The sequence below is a fragment of the Methylobacterium sp. NPDC080182 genome, assembly GCF_050281105.1.
In the GTDB taxonomy this organism is placed as follows: Bacteria; Pseudomonadota; Alphaproteobacteria; order Rhizobiales; family Beijerinckiaceae; genus Methylobacterium.
Window position 1 is genome coordinate 226,963 of the sequence record NZ_JBNNWO010000004.1, and the last position, 21,279, is coordinate 248,241.

25 protein-coding genes are annotated in these 21,279 nt (G+C 72.2%); 14 read left to right on the forward strand and 11 right to left on the reverse strand.

What is annotated here, in order from left to right; all coding sequences use genetic code 11:
• The first annotated feature begins 115 nt into the window (after positions 1–115).
• Both ACQKQD_RS09685 and coaA read left to right on the forward strand, forming a co-directional pair.
• Positions 116–439, forward strand: coding sequence for a phosphoribosyl-ATP diphosphatase (locus ACQKQD_RS09685; protein WP_020095338.1), 324 nt, complete (start codon positions 116–118; stop codon positions 437–439).
• The gene (gene coaA, locus ACQKQD_RS09690; RefSeq protein WP_091683634.1) at positions 436–1,425 is read left to right on the forward strand and encodes a type I pantothenate kinase; all 990 of its coding nucleotides are present in this window, start codon (positions 436–438) and stop codon (positions 1,423–1,425) included. The genes ACQKQD_RS09685 and coaA overlap by 4 nt, the downstream gene beginning before the upstream one ends.
• 163 nt (positions 1,426–1,588) lie before the next feature.
• On the opposite strand, the gene thpR is transcribed toward coaA, so the two are convergent.
• Together thpR and ACQKQD_RS09700 are read right to left on the reverse strand one after the other, a co-directional pair.
• The gene (gene thpR / locus ACQKQD_RS09695) at positions 1,589–2,128 is read right to left on the reverse strand and encodes an RNA 2',3'-cyclic phosphodiesterase (RefSeq protein WP_100253266.1); all 540 of its coding nucleotides are present in this window, start codon (positions 2,126–2,128) and stop codon (positions 1,589–1,591) included.
• Positions 2,128–2,739 (reverse strand): arylesterase, encoded by a 612-nt coding sequence (locus tag ACQKQD_RS09700; protein ID WP_091683632.1) that lies wholly within the window; start codon positions 2,737–2,739, stop codon positions 2,128–2,130. Before ACQKQD_RS09700 ends, thpR begins: the two co-directional genes overlap by 1 nt.
• A gap of 204 nt (positions 2,740–2,943) precedes the next feature.
• Between ACQKQD_RS09700 and ACQKQD_RS09705 the strand changes: the two genes are divergently transcribed.
• Positions 2,944–3,645 carry an ABC transporter ATP-binding protein gene (locus tag ACQKQD_RS09705; protein ID WP_376738864.1) on the forward strand — a complete coding sequence of 234 codons (702 nt, stop codon included), beginning with the start codon at positions 2,944–2,946 and terminating at the stop codon, positions 3,643–3,645.
• Entirely contained in the window at positions 3,645–6,221 is a 2,577-nt protein-coding gene (locus ACQKQD_RS09710; RefSeq protein ID WP_427508206.1) for an ABC transporter permease, read from the forward strand. Before ACQKQD_RS09705 ends, ACQKQD_RS09710 begins: the two co-directional genes overlap by 1 nt.
• Before the next feature lie 160 nt (positions 6,222–6,381).
• Here the strand turns inward: ACQKQD_RS09710 and ACQKQD_RS09715 are convergent, their stop codons facing one another.
• Positions 6,382–6,705 carry a hypothetical protein gene (locus ACQKQD_RS09715; protein ID WP_427508207.1) on the reverse strand — a complete coding sequence of 108 codons (324 nt, stop codon included), beginning with the start codon at positions 6,703–6,705 and terminating at the stop codon, positions 6,382–6,384.
• A gap of 161 nt (positions 6,706–6,866) precedes the next feature.
• Here ACQKQD_RS09715 and ACQKQD_RS09720 point away from each other — a divergent pair, with 161 nt between their 5' ends.
• The 3 genes from ACQKQD_RS09720 (at position 6,867) to ACQKQD_RS09730 (ending at position 9,650) form a co-directional block, all read left to right on the forward strand.
• Positions 6,867–7,454 (forward strand): PAS domain-containing protein, encoded by a 588-nt coding sequence (locus tag ACQKQD_RS09720; RefSeq protein WP_020095345.1) that lies wholly within the window; start codon positions 6,867–6,869, stop codon positions 7,452–7,454.
• Between the two features lie 425 nt (positions 7,455–7,879).
• Positions 7,880–8,650 carry a Bax inhibitor-1/YccA family protein gene (locus ACQKQD_RS09725; RefSeq protein ID WP_020095346.1) on the forward strand — a complete coding sequence of 257 codons (771 nt, stop codon included), beginning with the start codon at positions 7,880–7,882 and terminating at the stop codon, positions 8,648–8,650.
• Between the two features lie 97 nt (positions 8,651–8,747).
• Positions 8,748–9,650 carry a dihydrodipicolinate synthase family protein gene (locus ACQKQD_RS09730; RefSeq protein ID WP_427508208.1) on the forward strand — a complete coding sequence of 301 codons (903 nt, stop codon included), beginning with the start codon at positions 8,748–8,750 and terminating at the stop codon, positions 9,648–9,650.
• A 10-nt stretch (positions 9,651–9,660) separates the two neighbouring features.
• Here the strand turns inward: ACQKQD_RS09730 and ACQKQD_RS09735 are convergent, their stop codons facing one another.
• Positions 9,661–10,035 (reverse strand): DUF2794 domain-containing protein, encoded by a 375-nt coding sequence (locus tag ACQKQD_RS09735; RefSeq protein WP_020095348.1) that lies wholly within the window; start codon positions 10,033–10,035, stop codon positions 9,661–9,663.
• Between the two features lie 345 nt (positions 10,036–10,380).
• On the opposite strand from ACQKQD_RS09735, the gene bluB reads away from it, so the two are divergent.
• Both bluB and ACQKQD_RS09745 read left to right on the forward strand, forming a co-directional pair.
• The gene (bluB, locus tag ACQKQD_RS09740) at positions 10,381–11,019 is read left to right on the forward strand and encodes a 5,6-dimethylbenzimidazole synthase (protein ID WP_427508209.1); all 639 of its coding nucleotides are present in this window, start codon (positions 10,381–10,383) and stop codon (positions 11,017–11,019) included.
• Positions 11,020–11,205: 186 nt separating this feature from the next.
• Positions 11,206–11,715: a L,D-transpeptidase gene (locus ACQKQD_RS09745; protein ID WP_427508210.1), complete on the forward strand. Its 510-nt coding sequence runs from the start codon at positions 11,206–11,208 to the stop codon at positions 11,713–11,715.
• 21 nt (positions 11,716–11,736) lie between these two features.
• Here ACQKQD_RS09745 and ACQKQD_RS09750 read toward each other — a convergent pair whose 3' ends face one another.
• Positions 11,737–12,045 carry a cupin domain-containing protein gene (locus ACQKQD_RS09750; RefSeq protein ID WP_042669659.1) on the reverse strand — a complete coding sequence of 103 codons (309 nt, stop codon included), beginning with the start codon at positions 12,043–12,045 and terminating at the stop codon, positions 11,737–11,739.
• A gap of 239 nt (positions 12,046–12,284) precedes the next feature.
• Here ACQKQD_RS09750 and ACQKQD_RS09755 point away from each other — a divergent pair, with 239 nt between their 5' ends.
• A complete protein-coding gene (locus ACQKQD_RS09755) occupies positions 12,285–13,295 on the forward strand; it encodes a 2-keto-3-deoxygluconate permease (RefSeq protein WP_020095352.1) in 1,011 nt (336 codons plus the stop codon).
• Between the two features lie 19 nt (positions 13,296–13,314).
• On the opposite strand, the gene ACQKQD_RS09760 is transcribed toward ACQKQD_RS09755, so the two are convergent.
• Complete coding sequence (locus ACQKQD_RS09760) at positions 13,315–13,593, reverse strand: DUF1674 domain-containing protein (RefSeq protein WP_042672489.1); 279 nt, start codon at positions 13,591–13,593, stop codon at positions 13,315–13,317.
• Between the two features lie 56 nt (positions 13,594–13,649).
• On the opposite strand from ACQKQD_RS09760, the gene ACQKQD_RS09765 reads away from it, so the two are divergent.
• The 4 genes from ACQKQD_RS09765 to mscL all read left to right on the forward strand — a co-directional run bounded on the left by ACQKQD_RS09765 (position 13,650) and on the right by mscL (position 18,245).
• On the forward strand, positions 13,650–15,029 hold the full coding sequence (locus tag ACQKQD_RS09765) for an RsmB/NOP family class I SAM-dependent RNA methyltransferase (RefSeq protein WP_427508211.1): 1,380 nt from the start codon (positions 13,650–13,652) through the stop codon (positions 15,027–15,029).
• A gap of 1,133 nt (positions 15,030–16,162) precedes the next feature.
• Positions 16,163–16,873 carry a phosphatidylserine decarboxylase gene (locus ACQKQD_RS09770; protein WP_020092368.1) on the forward strand — a complete coding sequence of 237 codons (711 nt, stop codon included), beginning with the start codon at positions 16,163–16,165 and terminating at the stop codon, positions 16,871–16,873.
• A gap of 7 nt (positions 16,874–16,880) precedes the next feature.
• Positions 16,881–17,756 (forward strand): CDP-alcohol phosphatidyltransferase family protein, encoded by an 876-nt coding sequence (locus tag ACQKQD_RS09775; RefSeq protein ID WP_020092369.1) that lies wholly within the window; start codon positions 16,881–16,883, stop codon positions 17,754–17,756.
• A gap of 69 nt (positions 17,757–17,825) precedes the next feature.
• A complete protein-coding gene (gene mscL / locus ACQKQD_RS09780; protein WP_020092370.1) occupies positions 17,826–18,245 on the forward strand; it encodes a large conductance mechanosensitive channel protein MscL in 420 nt (139 codons plus the stop codon).
• 4 nt (positions 18,246–18,249) lie between these two features.
• Here mscL and ACQKQD_RS09785 read toward each other — a convergent pair whose 3' ends face one another.
• The 5 genes from ACQKQD_RS09785 to ACQKQD_RS09805 form a co-directional block, all read right to left on the reverse strand.
• Positions 18,250–18,525 carry a hypothetical protein gene (locus ACQKQD_RS09785; protein ID WP_427508212.1) on the reverse strand — a complete coding sequence of 92 codons (276 nt, stop codon included), beginning with the start codon at positions 18,523–18,525 and terminating at the stop codon, positions 18,250–18,252.
• 133 nt (positions 18,526–18,658) lie between these two features.
• Positions 18,659–19,072, reverse strand: coding sequence for a DUF1236 domain-containing protein (locus ACQKQD_RS09790; RefSeq protein ID WP_020092372.1), 414 nt, complete (start codon positions 19,070–19,072; stop codon positions 18,659–18,661).
• A gap of 126 nt (positions 19,073–19,198) precedes the next feature.
• Positions 19,199–19,939: a NepR family anti-sigma factor gene (locus tag ACQKQD_RS09795; RefSeq protein WP_020092373.1), complete on the reverse strand. Its 741-nt coding sequence runs from the start codon at positions 19,937–19,939 to the stop codon at positions 19,199–19,201.
• Between the two features lie 163 nt (positions 19,940–20,102).
• Positions 20,103–20,888: a class II glutamine amidotransferase gene (locus ACQKQD_RS09800; RefSeq protein WP_020092374.1), complete on the reverse strand. Its 786-nt coding sequence runs from the start codon at positions 20,886–20,888 to the stop codon at positions 20,103–20,105.
• Positions 20,889–20,966: 78 nt separating this feature from the next.
• Complete coding sequence (locus ACQKQD_RS09805; RefSeq protein ID WP_020092375.1) at positions 20,967–21,278, reverse strand: hypothetical protein; 312 nt, start codon at positions 21,276–21,278, stop codon at positions 20,967–20,969.
• Position 21,279 lies beyond the last annotated feature (1 nt).

Below are 21,279 nucleotides of genomic sequence, written 5' to 3' on the forward strand. Positions count from 1 at the left end.
AAAGCCGGGCGGCCTTCACCCGCTCCGCTTGCCCGCCGAGCGGCCGTGGCGCAGTTTCCTGCCGAAATCCGGCCCTGATCTGTATAAGGGGCCGTCGCAACATGCAGATCGCTTCATGACCGCCTACACGCTCGCCGACCTCGCCGCCCTCGTGGCGAGCCGCGCCGGGACCGATCCGGCCACCTCCTACACGGCCAAGCTCCTGTCCGAGGGCCCCGCCAAGGCGGCCAAGAAGCTCGGCGAGGAGGCGGTGGAGGCGGCGATCGCGGCCGTGCAGGGCGACAAGACCGGCCTGCGGAACGAGGCCGCCGACGTGCTCTACCACCTCGTCGTACTGCTCCGGGCGGGCGGGGTCGAGCTCGATGCCGTGATGGCGGAGCTGGAGCGTCGCACGGCCCAGAGCGGCATCGCCGAGAAGGCCGCGAGGCGCCACGCGTGAACGCGGCCGCGCTGCCGGGCTCGGTCGAGGCGATCCTCGAAGCGTCCGACCGGCTCTCGCCGTATCGCCGCTTCAGCCGCGAGGAATGGGCGCAGCTGCGCGCCGACACGCCGCTCACCCTCAACCAGGAAGACCTGGAGCGGCTGCAATCGATCAACGACCCGATCTCGGTCGAGGAGGTGGTGGCGATCTACCTGCCGCTGTCCCGTCTGCTCGCCCTGTACGTCGCGGCGACGCAGGGCCTGTTCAAGGCGACGCAGCGCTTCCTGCTGGCCGAGCGCGAGACCAAGGCGCCCTACATCATCGGGCTCGCCGGGTCGGTGGCGGTGGGCAAGTCCACGACCGCCCGCATCCTGACGGCCCTGCTGGCGCGCTGGCCCAACACCCCCAAGGTCGACCTCGTCACCACCGACGGGTTCCTGCTGCCCAACGCCGAGCTCGCCGCCAACGGGCTGATGGAGCGCAAGGGTTTCCCGGAGAGCTACGACACCGCCGCGCTGCTGCGCTTCCTCCACGACGTGAAGGCCGGCCACAAGCGCGTCACCGCGCCGCTCTACTCGCACCTCGTCTACGACCGGGTGCCCGGCGAGGAGCGGGTGGTGGAGAGCCCCGACATCCTGATCGTCGAGGGCCTGAACGTGCTCCAGCCGGCGCGGCTGCCGCGGGACGGGACCGCGATCCCGTTCGTGTCCGACTTCTTCGACTTCTCGATCTATCTCGACGGCCACGAGGACGACCTGCACCGCTGGTACGTCACGCGCTTCATGAAGCTGCGGCAGACGGCGTTCCGCGACCCGCGCTCGTATTTCCGGAAATACGCCGAGATCGCCGAGACCGAGGCCCTGGACATCGCCGACCGGCTCTGGACGACGATCAACCTGCCGAACCTGCGCGAGAACATCGTGCCGACCCGCCAGCGGGCGAGCCTGATCCTCACCAAGGGCGCGAGCCACCGGATCGAGAGCGTGGCCCTGCGGCGGCTGTAGGCCGGTTCGGGACGATCGCGCGATCGTCCCGCATGAAGACTGAACCTCCGTCATCACGAGCGACGCGAAGTGACCCAGGGCCGCGCGACGTTCGGGGCGATGTCGCCGACTCTGGATTGCTTCGCTTCGCTCGCAAGGACGTGAACGACCGAGCCCAGGCGCATCACGCGAACGGGAACTCCGCCTCCGCCACGTACGGACCGCCACCGGTCGAGTCCCGCGCCGAGAACAGCGTCACCCGGTCCGACGTGTAAGTCAGCGGCGCGAAGACCGGCGCCTGCGACAGGTACATCGCCGCCGCCTCCGGCGTGGCGTCGCGCCGGAGGCGCGCCAGGGTCACGTGCGGGGTGAATTTCCGCCGCTCCGGCTCGACCCCGGCCCGGCGCACGAGCCGCTCCTGCTCGGCCTGGAGATCCGTCAACCCCGCCTCCGGCACCACCGAGGCGTAGAGCGCCCGCGGCCTGTCGCCGCCGAAGATGCCGAGGCCGTCGAGCGTCACCGTCAGGGCCGGGCGGACCCGCATCTCGGACAGCGCCTCCACCACGTCGTCGGCCGTGGTCGCGTCGACGTCGCCGATGAACCGCAGGGTCACGTGGAAGTCGCCGGGCTCGATCCAGCGGGCCCCGGGCAGGCCGCCCTGCCAGGCCCTGAGCGCGTCGGCGATCGCGGGCGGCACGGCGAGGCCGGTGAACAGGCGCGGCACTACCGCGACGCCCCCTGCCGGAGGCCCCCCAGGAAACCCTCCACCGTCGGCAGCATGCGGGAAGCGATGGTCTCCACGCCCTGCCGGTTCGGGTGGATCATGTCGTCGAGGTGCTGCGCCCGGTCGCCGATGATCCCGTCGAGGAAGAACGGGTAGAGGGTCAGGCCGTAGCGCTTGGCGAGCGCCGGGTAGATCGCGTCGAACCGGGCCTTGTAGTCGGGTCCGAGATTGGGCGCGGCCTGCATGCCGGCGAGCAGGACCGGGATGCCCCGGGCCTTCAGCCGCTCGATGATCGCCGAGAGCGCGCCCTCGGTGACCTTCGGGTCGGTGCCGCGCAGCATGTCGTTGGCGCCGAGTTCGAGGATCACGCCCGCGGTCCCGTCCGGGACCGACCAGTCGACCCGGTCGAGGCCGCCCGTGGCGGTGTCGCCGGAGACGCCGGCATTGGCGACCGTCACGTCCGCGCCCCTGGCCTTGAGCAGGCGCTCCAGCACGGTCGGGAAGGCGGCGTCGGCCGGGAGCTTGTAGCCCGCAGTCAGGCTGTCGCCGAGGGCGACGAGCTTGACCGGCCCGCCGGGCGCGGCCCGCGCTCCCGGCGCGACGGCTGTCATGAAAGGGACCATCAGGAGCGCTAGCGCTGCGGCATACAGGGCCGTGCGCCGGAACACGGCGCGCGCGTCATGGCGCGGCCCCAATGCCGAACCCATATCGCGGTGCACCCGCGGCCCGTAGAGCCAAGATCGAAGCCGAAGGGATCGACCCCACGTGAGGACCTCGCGCGCCATGCTCGTCATCGCCCACAGATCGGCTCACCGGTGAGCCAAGGCAAGGTGCTGCGCGAGCCCGCGATCGCGCTGTCGGACATCGATCTCAGCCTCGGCCGCGGCGCCGCCCGCGTCCACGTCCTGCGCGGCATCTCGCTGAATGTCGACCGCGGCGAGGCGGTCGGCCTCGTCGGCCCGTCCGGCTCCGGTAAGTCGACGCTGCTGATGGTCATGGCCGGGCTGGAGCGGCCCGATTCCGGCGGCGTCGTCATCGAGGACACCGATCTCGTCCGCCTCGACGAGGACGCCCTCGCCCGGTTCCGCGGCCGGCGGATCGGCATCGTGTTCCAGGCCTTCCATCTCGTGCCGACCATGACGGCGCTCGAGAACGTGGCCCTTCCGCTCGAACTCGCCGACCGGCCCGGCGCCCTGGAGCGGGCACGCGCCGAGCTGGAGGCGGTCGGCCTCGGGCACCGGCTGCACCATTACCCGGCGCAGCTCTCCGGCGGCGAGCAGCAGCGGGTCGCCATCGCCCGGGCGGTCGCCCCCGACCCGGCGATCCTGGTCGCCGACGAGCCCACCGGGAACCTCGACGAGGCCACCGGCCGCCAGATCGTCGACCTGCTGTTCCGGCTGAAACGGGACCGCGGCGCGACGCTGGTCCTCGTCACCCACGACAACGGCCTCGCCCGCCTGTGCGACCGCACCGTGCGCCTGCGCTCGGGGCGGATCGAGGAGGCGGTGACCGCCTGATGCACGGCACGATCACCCGCCCCGAACCCGCGCCCCGCCGGATCCCGCTCACCCTGCGCCTCGCGCTGCGCGAGTTGCGGGCCGGGCTCGACGGCTTCGCGGTGTTCCTCGCCTGCATCGCGCTGGGCGTCATGGCCATCGCGGGCGTGGCGTCGATCTCGCGCTCGCTCTCGGACGGGCTCGGCCGGGAGGGCCGGCGCATCCTCGGCGGCGACCTCGCCTTCAACCTCATCAACCGCGAGGCGACCGACGCGGAGAGGCAGGCGCTGGCGGGCGAAGGCCGCCTCGACATCGTCGCCTCCCTGCGGGCCATGGCGGTGGCGGGCAGCGGCGACGCGGCCCTGGTCGAGCTGAAGGCCGTCGACCCCGCCACCTATCCGGCCGCCGGCGACCTCGCGACCGACCCGCAGGGCCGCCTCGCCGACCTGCTGGCGGAGCGCGACGGGGTGCCGGGGGCGCTCGCAGACCCGGCGCTCCTCACCCGCCTCGACGTCAAGGTCGGCGACCGGATCGCGCTCGCCGGGCACGACGTGGCGATCCGCGGCACCATCGTGTCCGAGCCCGACAAGATCGCCGGCGGCATCGGCTTCGGGCCGCGGCTGATGGTCTCCGAGCCGACGCTCCGCGCCACCGGCCTCGTCCAGCCCGGCAGCCTCAACCGCTGGAGCTACCGCCTCGTCCTGCCGCCCGGCACGCCGGACGCCGACCTCGACGCGGCGCAGGCCCGGATCCGCGCCGCCACCCCCGAGGCCGGCTGGGAGATCCGCTCGCGCACCAACGCCGACCCGCGTTTCGCCAAGAGCATCGAGCGCTTCACGCAGTTCCTGACCCTGGTGGGACTCACCGCGCTGATCGTCGGCGGCGTCGGGGTCGGCAACGCCGTCCACGCCTTCGTGGAGCGCAAGCGGCCCTCGATCGCGACGCTCAAGAGCGTCGGCGCGCCGGGCTCGCAGGTGGTCGCCCTGTACCTGACGCAGGTGATGCTGATCGCCGGCCTCGGCACCCTGATCGGCCTCGCGATCGGCGCGAGCCTGCCCTTCCTCCTCGACGCCCTGTTCTCCGCCGACCTGCCGCTGCCGCTGAACCCGACGCTCGCCCCCGGGGAGCTGGCGCTCGCGGCCGCCTACGGGCTGATCACGGCCTTCGCGTTCGCGATCACGCCGCTCGGCCGCGCCCACGACGTGCCGGTCTCCGGGCTGTTCCGCGACACGGTCGACCCGGCCCGCGTCAGCCCGCGCTGGCGCTACCGGATCTGGCTCGCCGTCAGCCTCGCGGCCCTGGTCGGCCTGTCGGTGGCGACCGCCTTCGACCGGCGCGTCGCGCTGATCTTCATCGCGGCCGCAGCCATCGCGTTCGGCCTGCTGCATCTGGTGGCGCTCGGCCTGATGGCGCTCGCCCGCCGCCTGCCGCACCCGCGCTGGCCGGCGCCCCGGATGGCGCTCGCCAACCTGCACCGGCCCGGCGCCCTGACGCCCGCCATCGTCCTGTCGCTCGGCCTCGGCGTGACGCTCCTCGTGACGCTCAGCCTGATCGACGCCAATGTCCGCCGCACGATCAGCGCGACCCTGCCGGCCCGGGCGCCGAACCTCTTCTTCCTGGACATTCCCTCGCGGGACGCCGCCCAGTTCCGCGAGTTCCTGGCGCGCTCGGCCCCGAGCGGAAAGATCGAGGACGTGCCGATGATGCGCGGCCGGATCGTCGCCCTGAACGGCGTGCCGGCGAGCAAGATCCGCCCCCCGGAGGACGCCGCCTGGGTGCTCGACGGCGACCGGGGCATCACCTACGCCGACACGGTGCCGGACGGCTCCAGCCTCACCGAGGGCGCGTGGTGGAGCCCGGAGCAGGGCGCGAAGCCGCTGGTCTCCTTCGAGGCCGACCTCGCCCGCCAGCTCGGCCTGAAGCTCGGCGACACCGTGACGGTGAACGTGCTCGGGCGCGACCTCACCGCGACGATCTTCAACCTGCGCCGGGTGGAGTGGCGCAACCTCGGCATCAACTTCGTGATGGTGTTCTCGCCGGGCACCTTCCGGGGCGCGCCGCATTCCGACCTCGCGACGCTGACCCTGCCCGGCGGCACCGACGCTTCCGCCGAGAACCGCATCCTGCGCGACGTCGCCAAGACCTTCCCGTCGGTGAGCGCCGTGCGGGTGAAGGACGCCCTGGACGCGATCGGCGACCTCGTCGGCCGGCTGGTCCTGGCGATCCGGGGGGCGAGCGCCGTGGCGGTGCTGGCGAGCCTGTTCGTGCTGGCCGGCGCCATCGCGGCCGGGCACCGGGCGCGGCTCTACGACGCCGTCGTGCTCAAGGTGCTGGGCGCGAGCCGGGCGCGGCTGCTGACCGCCTACGCCCTCGAATACGCCGCGCTGGGGCTCGCCACGGCGCTGTTCGGCCTCCTGGCCGGGACGCTCGCCGGCTGGGTGATCGTCGCCAAGGTCATGCACCTCGACTTCCGCCTCGACCTGTCGGGCGCGCTGGTCGCGGCCGTGGCCGCGGTGGCGCTGGCGATCCTCCTCGGGCTCGTCGGTACGTGGCGGATCCTGGGGCAGAAGCCGGCGCCGTATCTCCGGCAGGCCTGACGGAGGCCGATCCCGCAGGCTCCGTATCCGGTTCAGCCCCGGCGGAGGCCGCGATCGAGGCCGTCGAGAGCGGCGGACCGCGCCCGGCCGGAGACGGTCCGGCGGGATATCGAAGCCCTCGGTCCGTGGGGGAGGGGCTTCCAACCGTCGAACCCCGCGCTCACGGGTCGCCGCGCTCCGCATTCTCCGCGGTGCGCGCGCATGCCTCGGTCGGTTCGGGGCCGACCAGAGCTTGGACCGCCTCACCGAATCGCCTCCGCGCCGCAGGATCGAGTCGGCGCAGGTGGACCCCGACCAGCATCAGCAGCCGCTCCGTCTCCCGCTCGATGGCCGGACGGTCCACAGATCCGCAGTGATCGGAACCGTAGAACGCCTCGATCGGCAAATCGAGGGACTGCGCAATCCTGTTCAGCGCGCGCGCGGCGGAGGATTCCACCTTCGGGTCAGCAATCGTCCGCAGGAATTCGAGTCCGTTCTCATCCATGGCGGCCCCTCGAATCACTCGCGACGGGGGAAAATTTCCCAACCATGACAAGAGGTGCCCCCGTGAAGGGGTATTCGCAAGTGAACTCTTTGTCATTTCGCCGGAAGATTGGTACGGAGCTAGACATTCGAGCTTCGAGCGGCCCGGGGGGACCGTCCACCATGCGCATCAACGTCATCGATGGCTACGCGGAGAACGCCGACCGTCTCCGGGCGGCTCTCGAAGCCTCGTGCGTTGTGGGAGCCTGGGAGTGGGACCACGTCCGCGGCGTGGTCGTCTACGACGCGGGCGCGGCCCGGTTGCTGACCGGCAATCCCGACCTTGCCGACCGTCCGATCAACGGGCCGATGGCTCTGGCCGCGGTGCATCCCGAGGACATGACGTGGTTGATGGACCACATGCTCCGGGCCGTCCGATCGAGCGGGCTGGTCCTTGCCGAGTACCGCGTGTTCAAGGCGGACGGCACCGTGCGCTGGCTCCTCAGCCGGGGGCGGACCCATCGGAACGAGGACGGCGAGCCGCAGCGCTCGCACGGCATCCTGATGGACATCACCGAGATCCGCGACGGCGGCGACCGCTACGTGGTCGGCAGGCCCATGGCGGGCGGCGACCCGCTGGAGCGGGCGGCCGACCTCGCCGTCGCGCTCAAGGAGACGCTCACCGACGACATGCCCGCGGAGGTGCGGGCGGCCGCCGACCTGATGCTGCTGGGTCTGGGCCGTGCCCTGGCCCGCCGGATGACGCACTGAACCGCCCCTCCCGGGCCGCCCAGATCCCGCGCGCCGGAGAGCGGATCTTCGAGGCTGCGGACCCGCCTTGCAGGCACGAACCCGCCGGGACTTGGCGGTCCGGACCGGAGAAACCGGGGCGCATGCGGACGCACGTGGCATAAGGAAGCCGTTAAGACTTCGCGCGGGCGCATCGAAACGCCTGGACGGCGGCAACCGTCAGTCGAACAACCCGACGACGGAGCGGAATGCATTTTAATCCCGGCCCAGATGGACAAAAATACATCCGCCGGACACGGAAAAGCGGACCCGGAACCGTGGCCGGGGACTTGTGTCGCGGCTTCGGGCGCAACATATTCCCGACCGAGGCGCCAGCCCGGCGCCAGAGGTCCTGCGTGGGCCTCGACCGAACACCACGCTGAGAGAGCCTCCGCAAGGAAACTCCCATGGCATTCGAGAACAGCCCCTTCCGGTACGGCGCCCAGCAGCCGACCGGCTACGCCGGCACCCAGGTCGAGGTCGATCAGGGCCTGCGCACCTTCATGCTCGGCGTCTACAACAACATGATCGTCGGGCTTGGCATCTCGGGTCTCGTCGCGCTCGGCCTGAACATGGCCTCCGTGGCGGCCTACCAGGGCACCCGCCCGATCCTGACCCCGTTCGGTCAGACCCTCTACCTCAGCCCGCTGAAGTGGGTCCTGATGCTCGCCCCGCTGGCGTTCATCTTCGTCTTCTCCATGCGGATGGACCGGATGTCGGCCTCGTCCGCCCGGACGATGTTTTGGGCCTTCGCGGCGGTGATGGGCGCCTCGATGTCCTCGCTTCTCCTGGTGTTCACCGGGGGCAGCGTGGTGCAGGTGTTCTTCATCACGGCGGCGGCCTTCGGCTCGCTCAGCCTGTGGGGCTACACCACCCGGCGCAGCCTCTCCGGCATGGGCTCGTTCCTGATGATGGGCCTGATCGGCATCATCCTCGCGTCGCTGGTGAACATCTTCTTCGCCTCGTCGGCCCTCCAGTTCGCCATCTCGGTGCTGGGCGTGCTGATCTTCGCGGGCCTGACCGCCTACGACACCCAGAAGCTCAAGGAGATGTATCTCTACGGCGGCTTCGACGGCGAGATGGCGGCCAAGATGTCGGTGAACGGCGCCCTGACGCTCTATCTCGACTTCATCAACATGTTCCAGTTCCTGCTGAGCCTGATCGGCGACCGCCGATAAGCCAGCCCGAACAAGACGGGACGAGGGAACCCCGGCGGGACACCGCCGGGGTTTCTTTTTGCCTGGCCGCCGCGCGCGGATGCGCTAGGCTCGGGCCATGCCCGCGCTCTCCGACCTCTCCGGCCTCTCCGCTTTCCCGATCACCCCGAGCGACGCAGACGGCCGCGTCGACGCGGAAGCGCTGCGCCGGTTGCTGGAGCCCCTGGCGGCCGCCGGGGTCGACTCGATCGGCCTCCTCGGCAGCACCGGGACTTACGCGTACCTGAGCCGCGAGGAGCGGCGCCGGGCGGTGGCGATCGCCGCCGAGGCCGTGGCCGGACGGGTCCCGCTCCTCGTCGGCATCGGCGCCCTGCGCACCGACGAGGCCGTGCGCCTCGCGCAGGACGCGCGGGCGGCCGGCGCGGATGCCGGGCTCCTCGCCCCCGTCTCGTACACGCCGCTCACCGAGGCGGAGGTCGAGGCGCATTTCGCGACCGTAGGGGAGGCGGGCGGCCTGCCCCTCGTCCTCTACGACAACCCCGCGACCACGCATTTCCACTTCACGCCGGCGTTGATCGGCCGGATCGCCCGCCAGCCCGGGATCGTGGCCGCCAAGTGCGCCGCGCCGGAGCCGGCGCGGGCCGCCGCCGGGATCGCGACCCTGCGGGAGGCCGTCCCGGCGGGCTTCCCCATCGGGTTCAGCGGCGACTGGAACGTCACCGAGGCGCTGATCGCCGGCGGCGCGGCGTGGTTCAGCGTGGCGGGCGGCCTGTTTCCCCGGACCTGCCTGGCGATCGTCCGGGCCGTGGCGGCGGGCGAGACCGAGCGGGCCCGCGCCCTCAACGCCGAGCTGGAGCCCCTCTGGACGCTGTTCCGGACGCATTCCAGCCTGCGGGTGGTCTACGCCCTGGCCGATCTCATGGGCCTGTGCCGCGTAGAGCCGCCGCGGCCGATCCGGCCCCTGGCGCCGGAGGCGGTGGCCGAGATCGCCGCGACCGTCCGGCGCCTGTCCCTGTCCTGAACGGGCGCCGTCAGACCGCCGCCGGTGCCGGTTCCAGCACGGCGATCACCCGGGCGAGCTCGGTGCCGCGCTTCAGGATCTGGCCGCTCGCGGCGACGACGGCGTAGGCCCCCTGGCGCCGGGCGAGCTTGGGATCCTTCTCGATGCGGTAGAGCGGCATCTCGGAGGAGCGCCGGTAGATCGAGAACACCGCCTTGTCGCGGCGAAAATCGAGGGCGTAGTCGCGCCACTCGCCCGCGGCGACCTGCCGGCCGTAGAGGTTGAAGATCGTGCGGAGCTCGTCCCGGTTGAAGGCGATCTGCGGAGGGGCCGCGCGGGCGGGGAAGGGGATGACATGGCCCGCCGCCTCGTCGGGCCTCGACCCGGCGCTCGTCCTCTCGGTCATCACGGCTCCCGTGCATCGATGCTTTGCCGGATGATGGGCCTCGCCGCCGCGGCCCGCAAGGGTCGCGCACGCCGTGTCCCGCAAGACACGCCCAAGCGACAAAAAACACGGTTTGGCCCGATTCACGCCTTTTGCAGGCCGCGTTGCGGCGCGACAACAGACGTCGAACCTCGCCGGGTTCTGCCCGGTCGGCGACCGACACCCAGCTCCCCAGCCATCGGTCGCCGCTCGGGATCCCAGGATCCGGCACTCCGAGGTTTCGAGACCCAAGACTTCAGGCCGCCCCTCGGGCGGCCTTTTTTCCGTTTCCCGTCGGGCCGGGGTTGCGGCTATGCCAGCCGCACCATGGGCCCGCCCGCCTTCGACGCCGCCTTCCTGCACGACCTCGACGCGCTGTTCGCGTGGCGCCGCGACGTGCGCCGCTTCCGGACGGATCCGGTCGACGAGGACGCCCTGCGCGCCTGCCTCGCGGCGGCCCACCGGGCCCCCTCGGTCGGCAACAGCCGGCCCTGGCGCTTCGTGCGGGTCGCGAATCCGGGACGCCGCCGCGCAGTCGCGGAGAACTTCGCCGGCTGCAACGAAGCCGCGGCCGCGGGCTACGCGACCGATCGGGCCGCGCAGTACCGCGGCCTGAAGCTCGCCGGCCTGCGGGAGGCGCCGGTCCATCTGGCCGCCTTCTGCGACGCGGCCACCGAGACCGGCCTCGGCCTCGGCCGGGCCAGCATGCCGGAGACCCTGGCCTACTCGGTCGTGGGGGCGGTGCAGTGTTTCTGGCTCGCCGCCCGGGCCCGCGGCCTCGGCGTCGGCTGGGTCTCGATCCTGGAGCCGGAGACGGTCACGGCGATCCTGGCCGTGCCGGAGACGTGGCGGCTCGTGGCCTATCTCTGCGTCGGCTACCCGGTGGAGGAGCATCTCGACCCGGAGCTGGAGCGCCACGGCTGGCAGTCGGAGGACCGGCGCGGGAGCGAACTCCACGAGCGCTGAGACGCGCGCGGAGCGGCGGCCCCGCCGCGGGGCAACGGCCCGTACACTCTGGTTAGTGGTTGCTCTTTTACCGTACCCCGCGGATCCGCAGAATGACCCCGCGTCAACCATAGCTTTTCTCGGAACGGTAAGTTCGGCCGGGGATTACTTGCCCGCGTCTAGTCTAGCTTTGCGAGGATCGCGGTGATGTCGGGTCGGGTGGCGACTCTATTCGGTTTGGCCGGCGCGATGCTGGCCGGTTGTTTCCAGGCGGCGCAGGCGCGCGAGATCGTCCCCTTCGCCAACGGCGTCGCGCCGGGCTCGGTGGTGATCAGCGTGTCGCAGCGCAAGCTCTACTTGGTGAACGGCGACGGCACGGCGATCCGCTATCCCGTGGCGGTGGGCCGTCCCGGCAAGCAGTGGTTCGGCATCAAGCCGATCGACGGCAAGTACGTCGCCCCCGCCTGGTCGCCCCCCGCGGAGGTGAAGCGCGACAACCCACGGTTGCCGAACCTCATCGCGGGCGGCTCGCCGCACAATCCCATGGGGGCGGCGGCGATGACGCTCGCGGGCGGCGAGTACGCCATCCACGGCACCAACCGGCCGAACTCGGTGGGCACCTACGCGTCCTACGGCTGCATCCGAATGTACAATCAGGACGTGGTCGACCTCTACGCGCGGGTCGATGTCGGCACGCAGGTCTACATGACCCACTGAACCCACTGAGGCCCGCCGGCCTCACCCGGCCGGCGGCGCGGTCGCCTCGACGGCCGTGAAGGTCTCCAGGATCCGGTAGGTGTGCGCGGCGCCGGCCGGCACGCAGTAGGAATCGCCCGGCGCGAGCGCCACGGTCTCGCCCTCCAGCACGAGCTCGGCCCGGCCGCTGATGACGTAGCCGACCGTCTCGTGCGCCGAGGTGGTCATCGGCTTGTCGGCGTTGGGCTCCTCGGCCCGCCACATCCGCATGCCGAGCCGCTCGCCGCGGGCGAGGTGGATCTCGCCGTGCGGACCCGCGGCCGCGCTCCGGGCCGATACTGTCGTCGCCATCGTCGCCTCCCTCCGGTGAACCTCGCCAACGGGGCCCGGCGCCCGACGTTCCGCGCCCGACAGCGCGACACGTTCGGCAAGCCCCGCGCCGGCGCGCCGCTTGACGGCCCGCGCCGCGCCCCGACAGGATGACGCACCGGTCCGAGAGGCGCCCGACAGAGGCGCGGGCCGGCGCGGCGTCCGCGATCCCGCCCGGATCCGGCGCGTCGGCGGACGACCCGGATCGGGAGGGACGCGCCATGCAGATCAAGGCGGCGATCGACAGGATTCCCGGCGGCCTGATGCTAGTGCCGCTCCTGCTCGGGGCCCTGTGCAAGACCTTCGCGCCGGGCGCCCCGGCCTATTTCAAGGGCTTCACGCAGGGGATCATGACCGGCGTGATCCCGATCCTGGCGGTCTGGTTCTTCTGCATGGGCGCCTCGGTCAGCCTGAAGGCGACCGGCACGGTGCTGCGCAAGTCCGGGACGCTGGTGGCGACCAAGCTCGTCGCCGCCTGGGCGATCGTGCTGGTGGCCGGGCTGTTCATCCCGCCCGAGGGCATCCAGACCGGCTTCTTCGCCGGCCTGTCGATCCTGGCGATCGTCTGCGCGATGGATATGACCAATGGCGGCCTCTACGCCTCGCTGATGCAGACCTACGGCAGCCGCGAGGAGGCCGGCGCCTTCATCCTGACCTCGATCGAGTCCGGCCCGCTGATGAGCATGATCATCCTCGGCGCCTCCGGGGCGGCGCATTTCGAGCCGCAGATCTTCGTGGGCGCGGTGCTGCCCTTCCTGGTCGGCTTCGCCCTCGGCAACCTCGACCCGAAGCTCCGGGCCCTGTTCGCGCCCGGCGGCCAGCTGATGATCCCGTTCTTCGCCTTCGCGCTGGGGAACACGGTCGACCTCAACAACCTGCTCTCGCCGCTCGCGGGGCTCGGCATCGTGCTGGCGCTCGCGGTGATCGTCCTGACCGGCATCCCGCTGATCCTGGCCGACCGGGCGATCGGGGGCGGGACGGGCACGGCCGGCTTGGCCGCCTCTTCCACCGCCGGGGCGGCGGCCGCCAACCCGCTGGCGATCGCCGCCGTCGCCCCGCAATTCGCCCCCTCGGCGCAGACCGCCACCGTGCTGGTGACGATCTGCATCATCGTCACCTCGATCCTCGTGCCGATCCTGACCGGGCTCTGGTACCGGCGCTTCGGGGCTGGCGTCGCGGAGGCCCGGGCCGAGGAAGAGGCCGGCGCGCCGCTGGCGGTCCCGGCCGAGTAGGCGCCCCGCGGCGGGTCTCTCAGAAGTCGACCGCGAGGCCCTTCACCTCCCAGTCGTCGTAGCGGACCGGCTCCAGACCGCCGCGCCCCTGGCGCTCGGGCTTGGCGCTGATCTCGGCGGCCCGGGCGTCGATCGCCGCGCGGCGCTCGGCGGCCTCGGCGAGGGCGCGCTGCGCCGCCGGGCTGAGGATGCGGGGCGGGGCGGCGCCGTCTCCGGCCTCCTCGGCCGGGTCCTGTCGGTGCGGGTCCTGTCGGTGCGGGTCCTGTCGGTGCAGGTCTTGTGCGGTCGGCTCTTGCATCGCGCTCGCTCGGGTGTGAGGGCGTGGGTCGGGAAGACGTCGGATCTGGAGCAGAAGTGGCATCGCGGGACACAGGCCGCAACACGCGGAACGCAGCGGCACCGGGCGGGACCGGTCCGGACATCGCGGGACTGGGCGCGCGCCGCGCGGCGATGCAGGCGGTCGCGGCCCTGATCGGCCAGGAGCGCCCCCCCGCCCTCGACGACGCCCTCGCCCAGGCGATCCGCGCCGAGGCGCTGGCGCCGGCCGATGCCGGGCTGGCGCGGGCCATCGCGGTGGCGACCTTCCGCCGCTACGGGCTGATCCGCGCCGCCCTGGCCGCGCGGCTCGAGCGCGGGCTCCCGGCGGCCAAGCCGCAGCTCACGGCCCTGCTGGCCACCGCGACCGCCCAGATCCTCGACCTCGCGGTCCCCGACCACGCCGCGGTCGACCTCGCCGTGCGGCTCGCCAAGGCGGATACCCGCACGGCCCATCTCGCCGGGCTCGTCAACGCGGTGCTGCGCCGGGTCGCCCGCGAGCGCGACGCGATCCTGGCCGCGGACGCCGACGCCCTGGCGGTCAACACCCCGGACTGGCTCGCCCGCCGCTGGGTCGCGGCCTACGGGCCTGAGCGCGCGGCCGCGATCGCCCGCGCCCACCTCGCGGGGGCCGCCATCGACCTGACCCCGCGGGGCGAGCCCGCCGATTGGGCCGCGCGGCTCGGCGCCGTGACCCTGCCGACCGGCTCCCTGCGCCTGCCCGAGAACGGCCCGGCCATCCCCGAGCTGCCGGGCTTCCAGGAGGGAGCGTGGTGGGTCCAGGACGCCGCCGCGGCGCTGCCGGCCCGGCTCCTGGCGCCGGGGGACGGCACCCGCGTCCTCGACCTCTGCGCGGCGCCCGGCGGCAAGACCCTGCAGCTCGCCGCCACCGGCGCCCGGGTCACGGCGGTCGATCGGTCCGCACCGCGGCTGGAGCGCCTGCGCGAGAACGTCGCGCGGCTCGGCTTCGCCGTCGACGTCGTGGTCGCCGACGCCCTCGCGCTGGAGCCGCAGGACCACGACGCCGTGCTGCTCGACGCGCCGTGCTCGGCCACCGGGACGATCCGGCGCCATCCGGACGTGGCCTGGACGAAGGCCGAGGCCGATATCGGGCGGCTCGCCGCGCTCCAGGCGAAGCTCCTCGACCACGCGGCCGGGCTGGTGCGGCCGGGCGGCCTCCTCGTCTACTGCACCTGCTCGCTGGAGCCGGAAGAGGGCGAAGCGCAGGTGGCGGCGTTCCTGGCCCGCGATCCCCGCTACGCGCGGGTGCCGGTCGGGCCCGAGGAGGTCGGCGGCGCCGCGGCGCTGATCGACGACCGCGGCGACCTGCGCACGCTGCCGTGCCACCTGCCGGAGTTGGAAGGCGCCCGAGGCGGCCTCGACGGCTTCTTCGCGAGCCGCCTCCGGCGGGCGGACTGACCGGTCGCCCGCCTCCGCCCCGTCATTCCGGGGCGCCGCAGGCGAGCTCGGAACCCGGATTCGCCGACGGTGCGTTCCCGATCGTGTTGCAAAGGCCCGGGAGACAGGAGTCTGCCGGTCGGCACAGCCGCGCCGCGACGCGATCCCTCTCTCGCACGGGAGAGGGACCCGCGCCCGACTCTCATATTGTTTCCGGGTCATGGGATCGGTTCCGCCGTCCTCGCGAGCGGAGCGGAGCGGGCCAGGGGCGCGCCCCGCTCAATGACGTCGCGCCGCCCTGGGTCGCTTCGCTGCGCTCGCGAGGACGGAGAGGGGCGTCGACCGGGGCGCGCGGCTCAGTTTACCTTGACAATGTTCCTATTTTGTGCTTCCTGACCGCACCTGTCCGCGGCGGCCCGGGAGCGATCCCGGGGCGTCCTTCGGGGGCCCGCCCGGTGGCTGACCGTGCGGGTCCGGGGACGGGGCGGCGCCCGCGTCGGTGGCTCTCAGCCGCCATCGCCCCGGGCGACGGACCGGTGCGGGGCGTGCCTCGGACGCGGGCGTGAGACCGGGCGGCACTGTGCCCGGCGGGGTGAGGAAATGCCCCCGCGCCGACCCGCCTCTGGGCCGACCCTGAGCGACCTGCGGACCCGCCCACTACGAGGCGGGGAACGGCTGGAAGGCCACGGCGCCGATGCGGGTTCCGGAGGTGCGGGCACGGCGTGCGAGTACGGCGTGCACGCACCTCGACAGAGACCGCTCACGGGGAGTCGCAGGACCGGGACGTCGGAGACGTCGCGACGAGACAGACGGCACCGGCCGGGGACCATGCCCGGTCGATGCCGCGGGGCGCCGCGGGGATCGGATCCCGCGCGTACTTGGCCGACACCTGGGTTCCCGCGGCGTCCCGCGTCCCTCGTGCTCGCCTCCCGGGCCATGCCCCCGGCGCCAGTCGGCGCGCGGGGACGATCACGCGTGTCCGCGAGCCTCGGCGTTTCGCGCCCGAATCGGCGCCGGAGCGCCCCCCGGCCGGAGCGGGCGCCCAGGCCCGCGGCGACCCGCGACCCCTGGAAAGTTGACGGCGGCCCGGCGGACTGCCATCCGCCCGTCCGACACGTCCGCCCGCCCGCGACATCCTCGAGTCCGAAGAGCCCATGACCGACCTGATCGAGACGATCCGCCGGACGCTCGTGCCGATCCACAAGGAGGGCTATCCCTTCATCCTGATCGGCATCGTGCTGACGGTGCTGGCCGGCTACTTCTCCCAGTTCTTCGGCTGGATCTTCCTGATCCTCACCCTCTGGGTCTGCTACTTCTTCCGCGATCCGGAGCGCGTCACCCCGGTGGCGGACGGGCTCGTGATCTCGCCCGCCGACGGGCGCGTGAACCTCATCGCCACCGTCCTGCCGCCGCCCGAGCTCGACCTGCCGCAGGTGCCGACCCTGCGGGTCTCCGTGTTCATGAACGTGTTCGACTGCCACGTGAACCGGGTGCCGGTGGCGGGCCGGATCGGCCAGATCCACTACACGCCGGGCCTGTTCCTCAACGCCGAGCTCGACAAGGCCAGCGACGACAACGAGCGCAACGGCATGGTCATCGAGACGACCCATGCCGGCCAGCCGAAGCGGGTCGGCGTGGTGCAGATCGCCGGCCTCGTGGCCCGGCGCATCGTCGGCTTCGTCGCGGCGGGCGACGTGCTCGGCGTCGGCGAGCGGTTCGGCCTGATCCGCTTCGGCTCGCGGGTGGACGTGTACCTGCCGGCCGGCTCGACCGTGCTGGTCGGCCTCGGCCAGAAGGCCGTGGCCGGCGAGACGGTGCTGGCCGATCTCGGCGGCGGCCCGGAGCGGCTGTTCAAGCGGATCTGAGGCGGCCATGGACGATCTCTTCCCGCCCTTCGCGCCCGACCCGAACGAGCCGCGGCCGCGCCGGTTCAAGCCGGTGCCGTTCCGGATGATCGCGCCCAACATGATCACCCTGATGGCGCTCTGCCTCGGGCTGACGGCGATCCGGCTCGCCTTCGAGGGCAAGTTCGAGCCCGCCGTCATCGCCGTGGTGGTGGCCGGCGTGCTCGACGGCATCGACGGGCGGGTGGCGCGGCTGCTCAAGGGCACGTCGCGCTTCGGCGCGGAGCTCGACTCGCTCGCCGACTTCGTGAATTTCGGCTGCGCCCCGGCCCTGATCCTCTACGGCTTCGTGCTGTTCCATCTGAAGTCGGTGGGCTGGATCGTGGCGCTGATCTTCGCCATCGCCATGGCGCTCCGCCTCGCCCGCTTCAACGCGATGCTGGACGACCCGAACCGGCCGGAATGGAAGAAGGACTTCTTCGTCGGCATGCCGGCCCCCGCGGGGGCGCTCACCGCGATGCTGCCGCTCTACCTGCACTTCCTGGGCTTCGGCATCGAGACCTGGGCGGCGCCGGCGGTCCTGATCTACGTGCTGTGCATCGCCCTCCTGGTGGTCTCCACGGTCCCGACCTACTCGGGCAAGACCATGGGCAAACGGGTGCCGCGCAGCCTCGTCCTGCCGATCTTCCTGTTCGGCGTCGCGGCTTTCGGCATCCTGATCAGCTACCCGTTCGAGGCCCTGGTGGCGGTGAGCGGCGGCTACCTGCTGACCATCCCGGTCGTCGCCGCCCAGTATCGCCGGCGGCTCAAGGCGGAGCCGGCGCTCCCGGCCGGGGAGCGGCCCGCCGCCGGGGCGGACGCGCAGCCCGAGAGCGGCGCGGAGGCGCGGCCGCCGGCCGTCTAGCCGGACCGGGCGCTGGCCGCCGCGGGATTCTCCCCTACCTTGGCAGCGTTCGTGGAGGGGGTTCCGGAGATGCTCGAGGAATTCAAGAAGTTCGCGCTGCGCGGGAACGTGGTCGATCTCGCGGTCGGCGTGATCATCGGCGCGGCCTTCGGGGCCATCGTCAATTCGGCCGTGCAGGACATCTTCATGCCGGTGATCGGCGCGATCACCGGCGGGCTCGATTTCTCGAACTACTACATCCCGCTCTCGTCCAAGGTGCAGGCCGGCCTGCCCTACGTGGACGCGAAGAAGCAGGGCGCGGTCCTCGGCTACGGCCAGTTCCTGACGCTGACGCTCAACTTCGCCATCGTCGCCTTCGTGCTGTTCCTGGTGATCCGGGCGATGAATCGTCTGCAGCACGCCGAGGTCAAGAAGCCCGACGAGGTGCCGGCCGACGTGAAGCTGCTCTCCGAGATCCGCGACCTGCTGGCGACGAAGCCGCGCGTCTGACGGCTCAGCCCGCGCGCGTGTCGTCGTCCCGCGGCTTCACCCCGAAGGCGTCGAGGATCTGGTCGAGGGCCTGCCCGACGGCGCCGGTGCCCTCCTCGTGGGTCTTCAGGCGGGTCTCGAGCCTGCGGATCTGCGGCTCGAACGCGTCGGGCACCGGGTCGTCGCCCAGGAAGCGCGGCTTGTCGGTCCCGACCGGCAGGACGCTGCGCAGCTGCTGGCCGAGATGATCGCGCACCGGCTCGGGGAGCGTGGATTTCGGATCGGCGGAATTGTCGCTCATGATCGCCTCACGGGTCGAACCGTTCCTCAACGGCCGGACGGATGAAGCGTTGCGCCGGCGGCCGCGTCTGCGGGAATGCCCCCGGAGCCAAGCTCCGGGGGCGTTCGGGCCGGCACGAGACCGGCCCAGGGCCTTAGTCGATGACCTCGACGATGCGGTGACCGCGGTCGACCAGCACCGGGCGGTCGTTCACCACGGTGTAGCGGTAGCCCGGCTGCACGCGGTACTCGCTCGGCACGTCGTAGTAGGTCACGCCCGAGTTCGGCAGGGTCGTGCCGACGGCGACGCGGCCGTCGTAGTCGTACGAGCGGACGTTGCGCTCGCGGACGTAGCTGCGGAAGCGTGGGGCCATGTCGACGCCGAGGATGCCGCCCACCGTGCCGGTGGCCGCGCCGACCGCGCCGCCGACGATGCCGCCGATCGGGCCGGCCGCGTCGGCACCCGCGGCCGCGCCGCGCTCAGCGCCCGGGATGGTGCCCTGGGCCTGCGCGGCCAGCGGCAGCGACAGGGCGAGGGCCGAGGCGGCGATGAGGGTCTTGAAGGTCATGCGGTGCGTCTCCGTTCCGTGGTGTTTCGCCGCGCTGGCGCAGCGAAGCTCGGGCCGGTAACGCCCGATCCCCGGAATCGGATGCATCTTTTTTTGTGGACCGCCGGACCGTGGCGGCCCGGGCGCCTACGCGTCCTTGGGCATCGCCGACTGGATGAACCGGTCGGAGCCGAGATCCTCCTCGTCGTAGCCCAGGAGCTCCGCGAGGCGGCCGCGGGCGCGGCTGACGCGGCTCTTCACGGTGCCGACCTTGCAGCCCATGATCGTCGCGGCCTCCTCGTAGGAGACGCCCTCGGCGCCGACCAGCACCAGCGCCTCGCGCTGGTCCGGCGGCAGCTTGGCGAGCGCCGATTGCAGGTCCTCGACGTCGAGCCTGTCGCCCTGGTGCGGCGCGGTGGCGAGCCGGGCCGCGTAGGACCCGTCCTGGTCCTCGACCTCGCGGACCCGCTTGCGATGGTCCGAGTAGAAGATGTTGCGCAGGATCGTGAACAGCCACGCGTTCAGGTTCGTCCCCGGCTGGAACCGGGCGCGGTGCTGCCAGCCCTTCAGCAGGGTGTCCTGGACGAGGTCGTCCGAGCGGGCCGGGTTCGAGGTCAGCGACAGCGCGAAGGCGCGCAGCGATGGCACGGCCGCGAGCAGGCCGTTGCGGAATTCGGGCTCGATCGCCTCGCCCCGGGCGCGCAGCGCCGCCTCGAGCTTCTCGATCAGCTCGGCGAAGCGGGACGGCAGCGTCTCCTCGCCGATCCGGTCGTAGACCGTGCGCAGGTGCTCCCCGAGATGCGTGCGGATGCCGGGCGCCAGGTTCGGGCGGCCATCCCGAGTCCCGTCCTCCTGGGACAGGACGGTGTCGGTGTCGTCGCGGGTCATGCGTATCGCGCTCGTCAACTCATCGTGGCTCGACCTGTGGTCCCGAGCGGGTCGAGGCGGAGCGCTTGCCGGCTCGAACCGGTAGTGAGGTCCGGCCGATGCGCTCCTGTTACCGGGATTCTAGCGCATCGGCCGCGGCCATGCACCCTCGGGCAAAACACACTTAAGCTAAGTTGGCCGGTCTCAACAGCCGGATCGCCCCGTCGCGCAGGGTCAGGACGTCGCCGCGGGCGAGATCGGTCCAGCACTCGTCCCGGGTCAGCGCCTGCGTGGCGATGACCGTCACCACGTCGTGCTCGGTGGTCTCCTGGGCGAAATCCACCTGCCAGTCCTCGTCGATCAGGGTGGCCTTCCCGAAGGGCGCGCAGCGGGTGAGGTAGCAGAGGCGCTTGCCGCAATGGGCGTAGAGGGTGCGGCTGTCGGTGAGCAGCATGTTGAACACGCCGAGCGCGTGCAGCTCGCCCGCGAGGTCGGCCACCGCCCGGTCGAGGGTCTCGGGGCGGGGCAGGGCGCGGAACCGGGCCTGGAGCCGGCCGAGCATCCAGCAGAAGGCGTGCTCGCTGTCGGTGGAGCCGATCGGCATGAAGCCGCCCAGCGGCAGCCGCTTCACGCCCTTGAGCTGACCGTTATGCGCGAAGGTCCAGCGGCGGCCCCACAACTCCCGGGAGAACGGGTGGGTGTTCTCCAGGCTGACCCGGCCGCGATTGGCCTTGCGGACATGGGCGACCACGATCCGGCTCTTGATCGGCATGTCGCGCAGGAGCCGGGCGAGCTGCGAGCGGGCGCTGGGCTCCGGCTCGTGGAAGCTGCGGCAGGTGCGGCCGTCGTAGAAGCTGATACCCCAGCCGTCGGCGTGCGGCCCGGTCTCGCCGCCGCGCCGGGCGAGGCCCGCGAAGGAGAAGCGGATGTCGGTCGGCACGTTGGCGCTCATGCCGAGCAGTTCGCACATCGTCTTTCAGCCGGGCCATGCGGGGAAGCGGCTCCGTTTAGGAGCGTTCGGCCGTCCCGACAACGGCTTTCGCGCGGGTCAGCGGGCGAGATAGTCGGTCAGCGTCATGCCGACCATGATGGCGACCCAGAAGAAGCCGAGCCCCGAGAACAGCCGGATCAGCGGCGGCTCGTGGATCACCTCCATGGAGACGAGGAGGATCAGCGCCACCATCACGGCGACGACCGCGAGCTCCACGATCCAGACCTGCGCGAAGGGGAGGGTGGCGCCCAGCGTCACGTTGACGGCGAGCAGGGCGAGCAGCGCCAGGAAGGTGAGGACGGGCGTGCGCAGGCGCTTCCGGAGCAGGGCGCGGTCGTCGGCGCTCAGGGTCGCGAGGGGGTTCCGCATC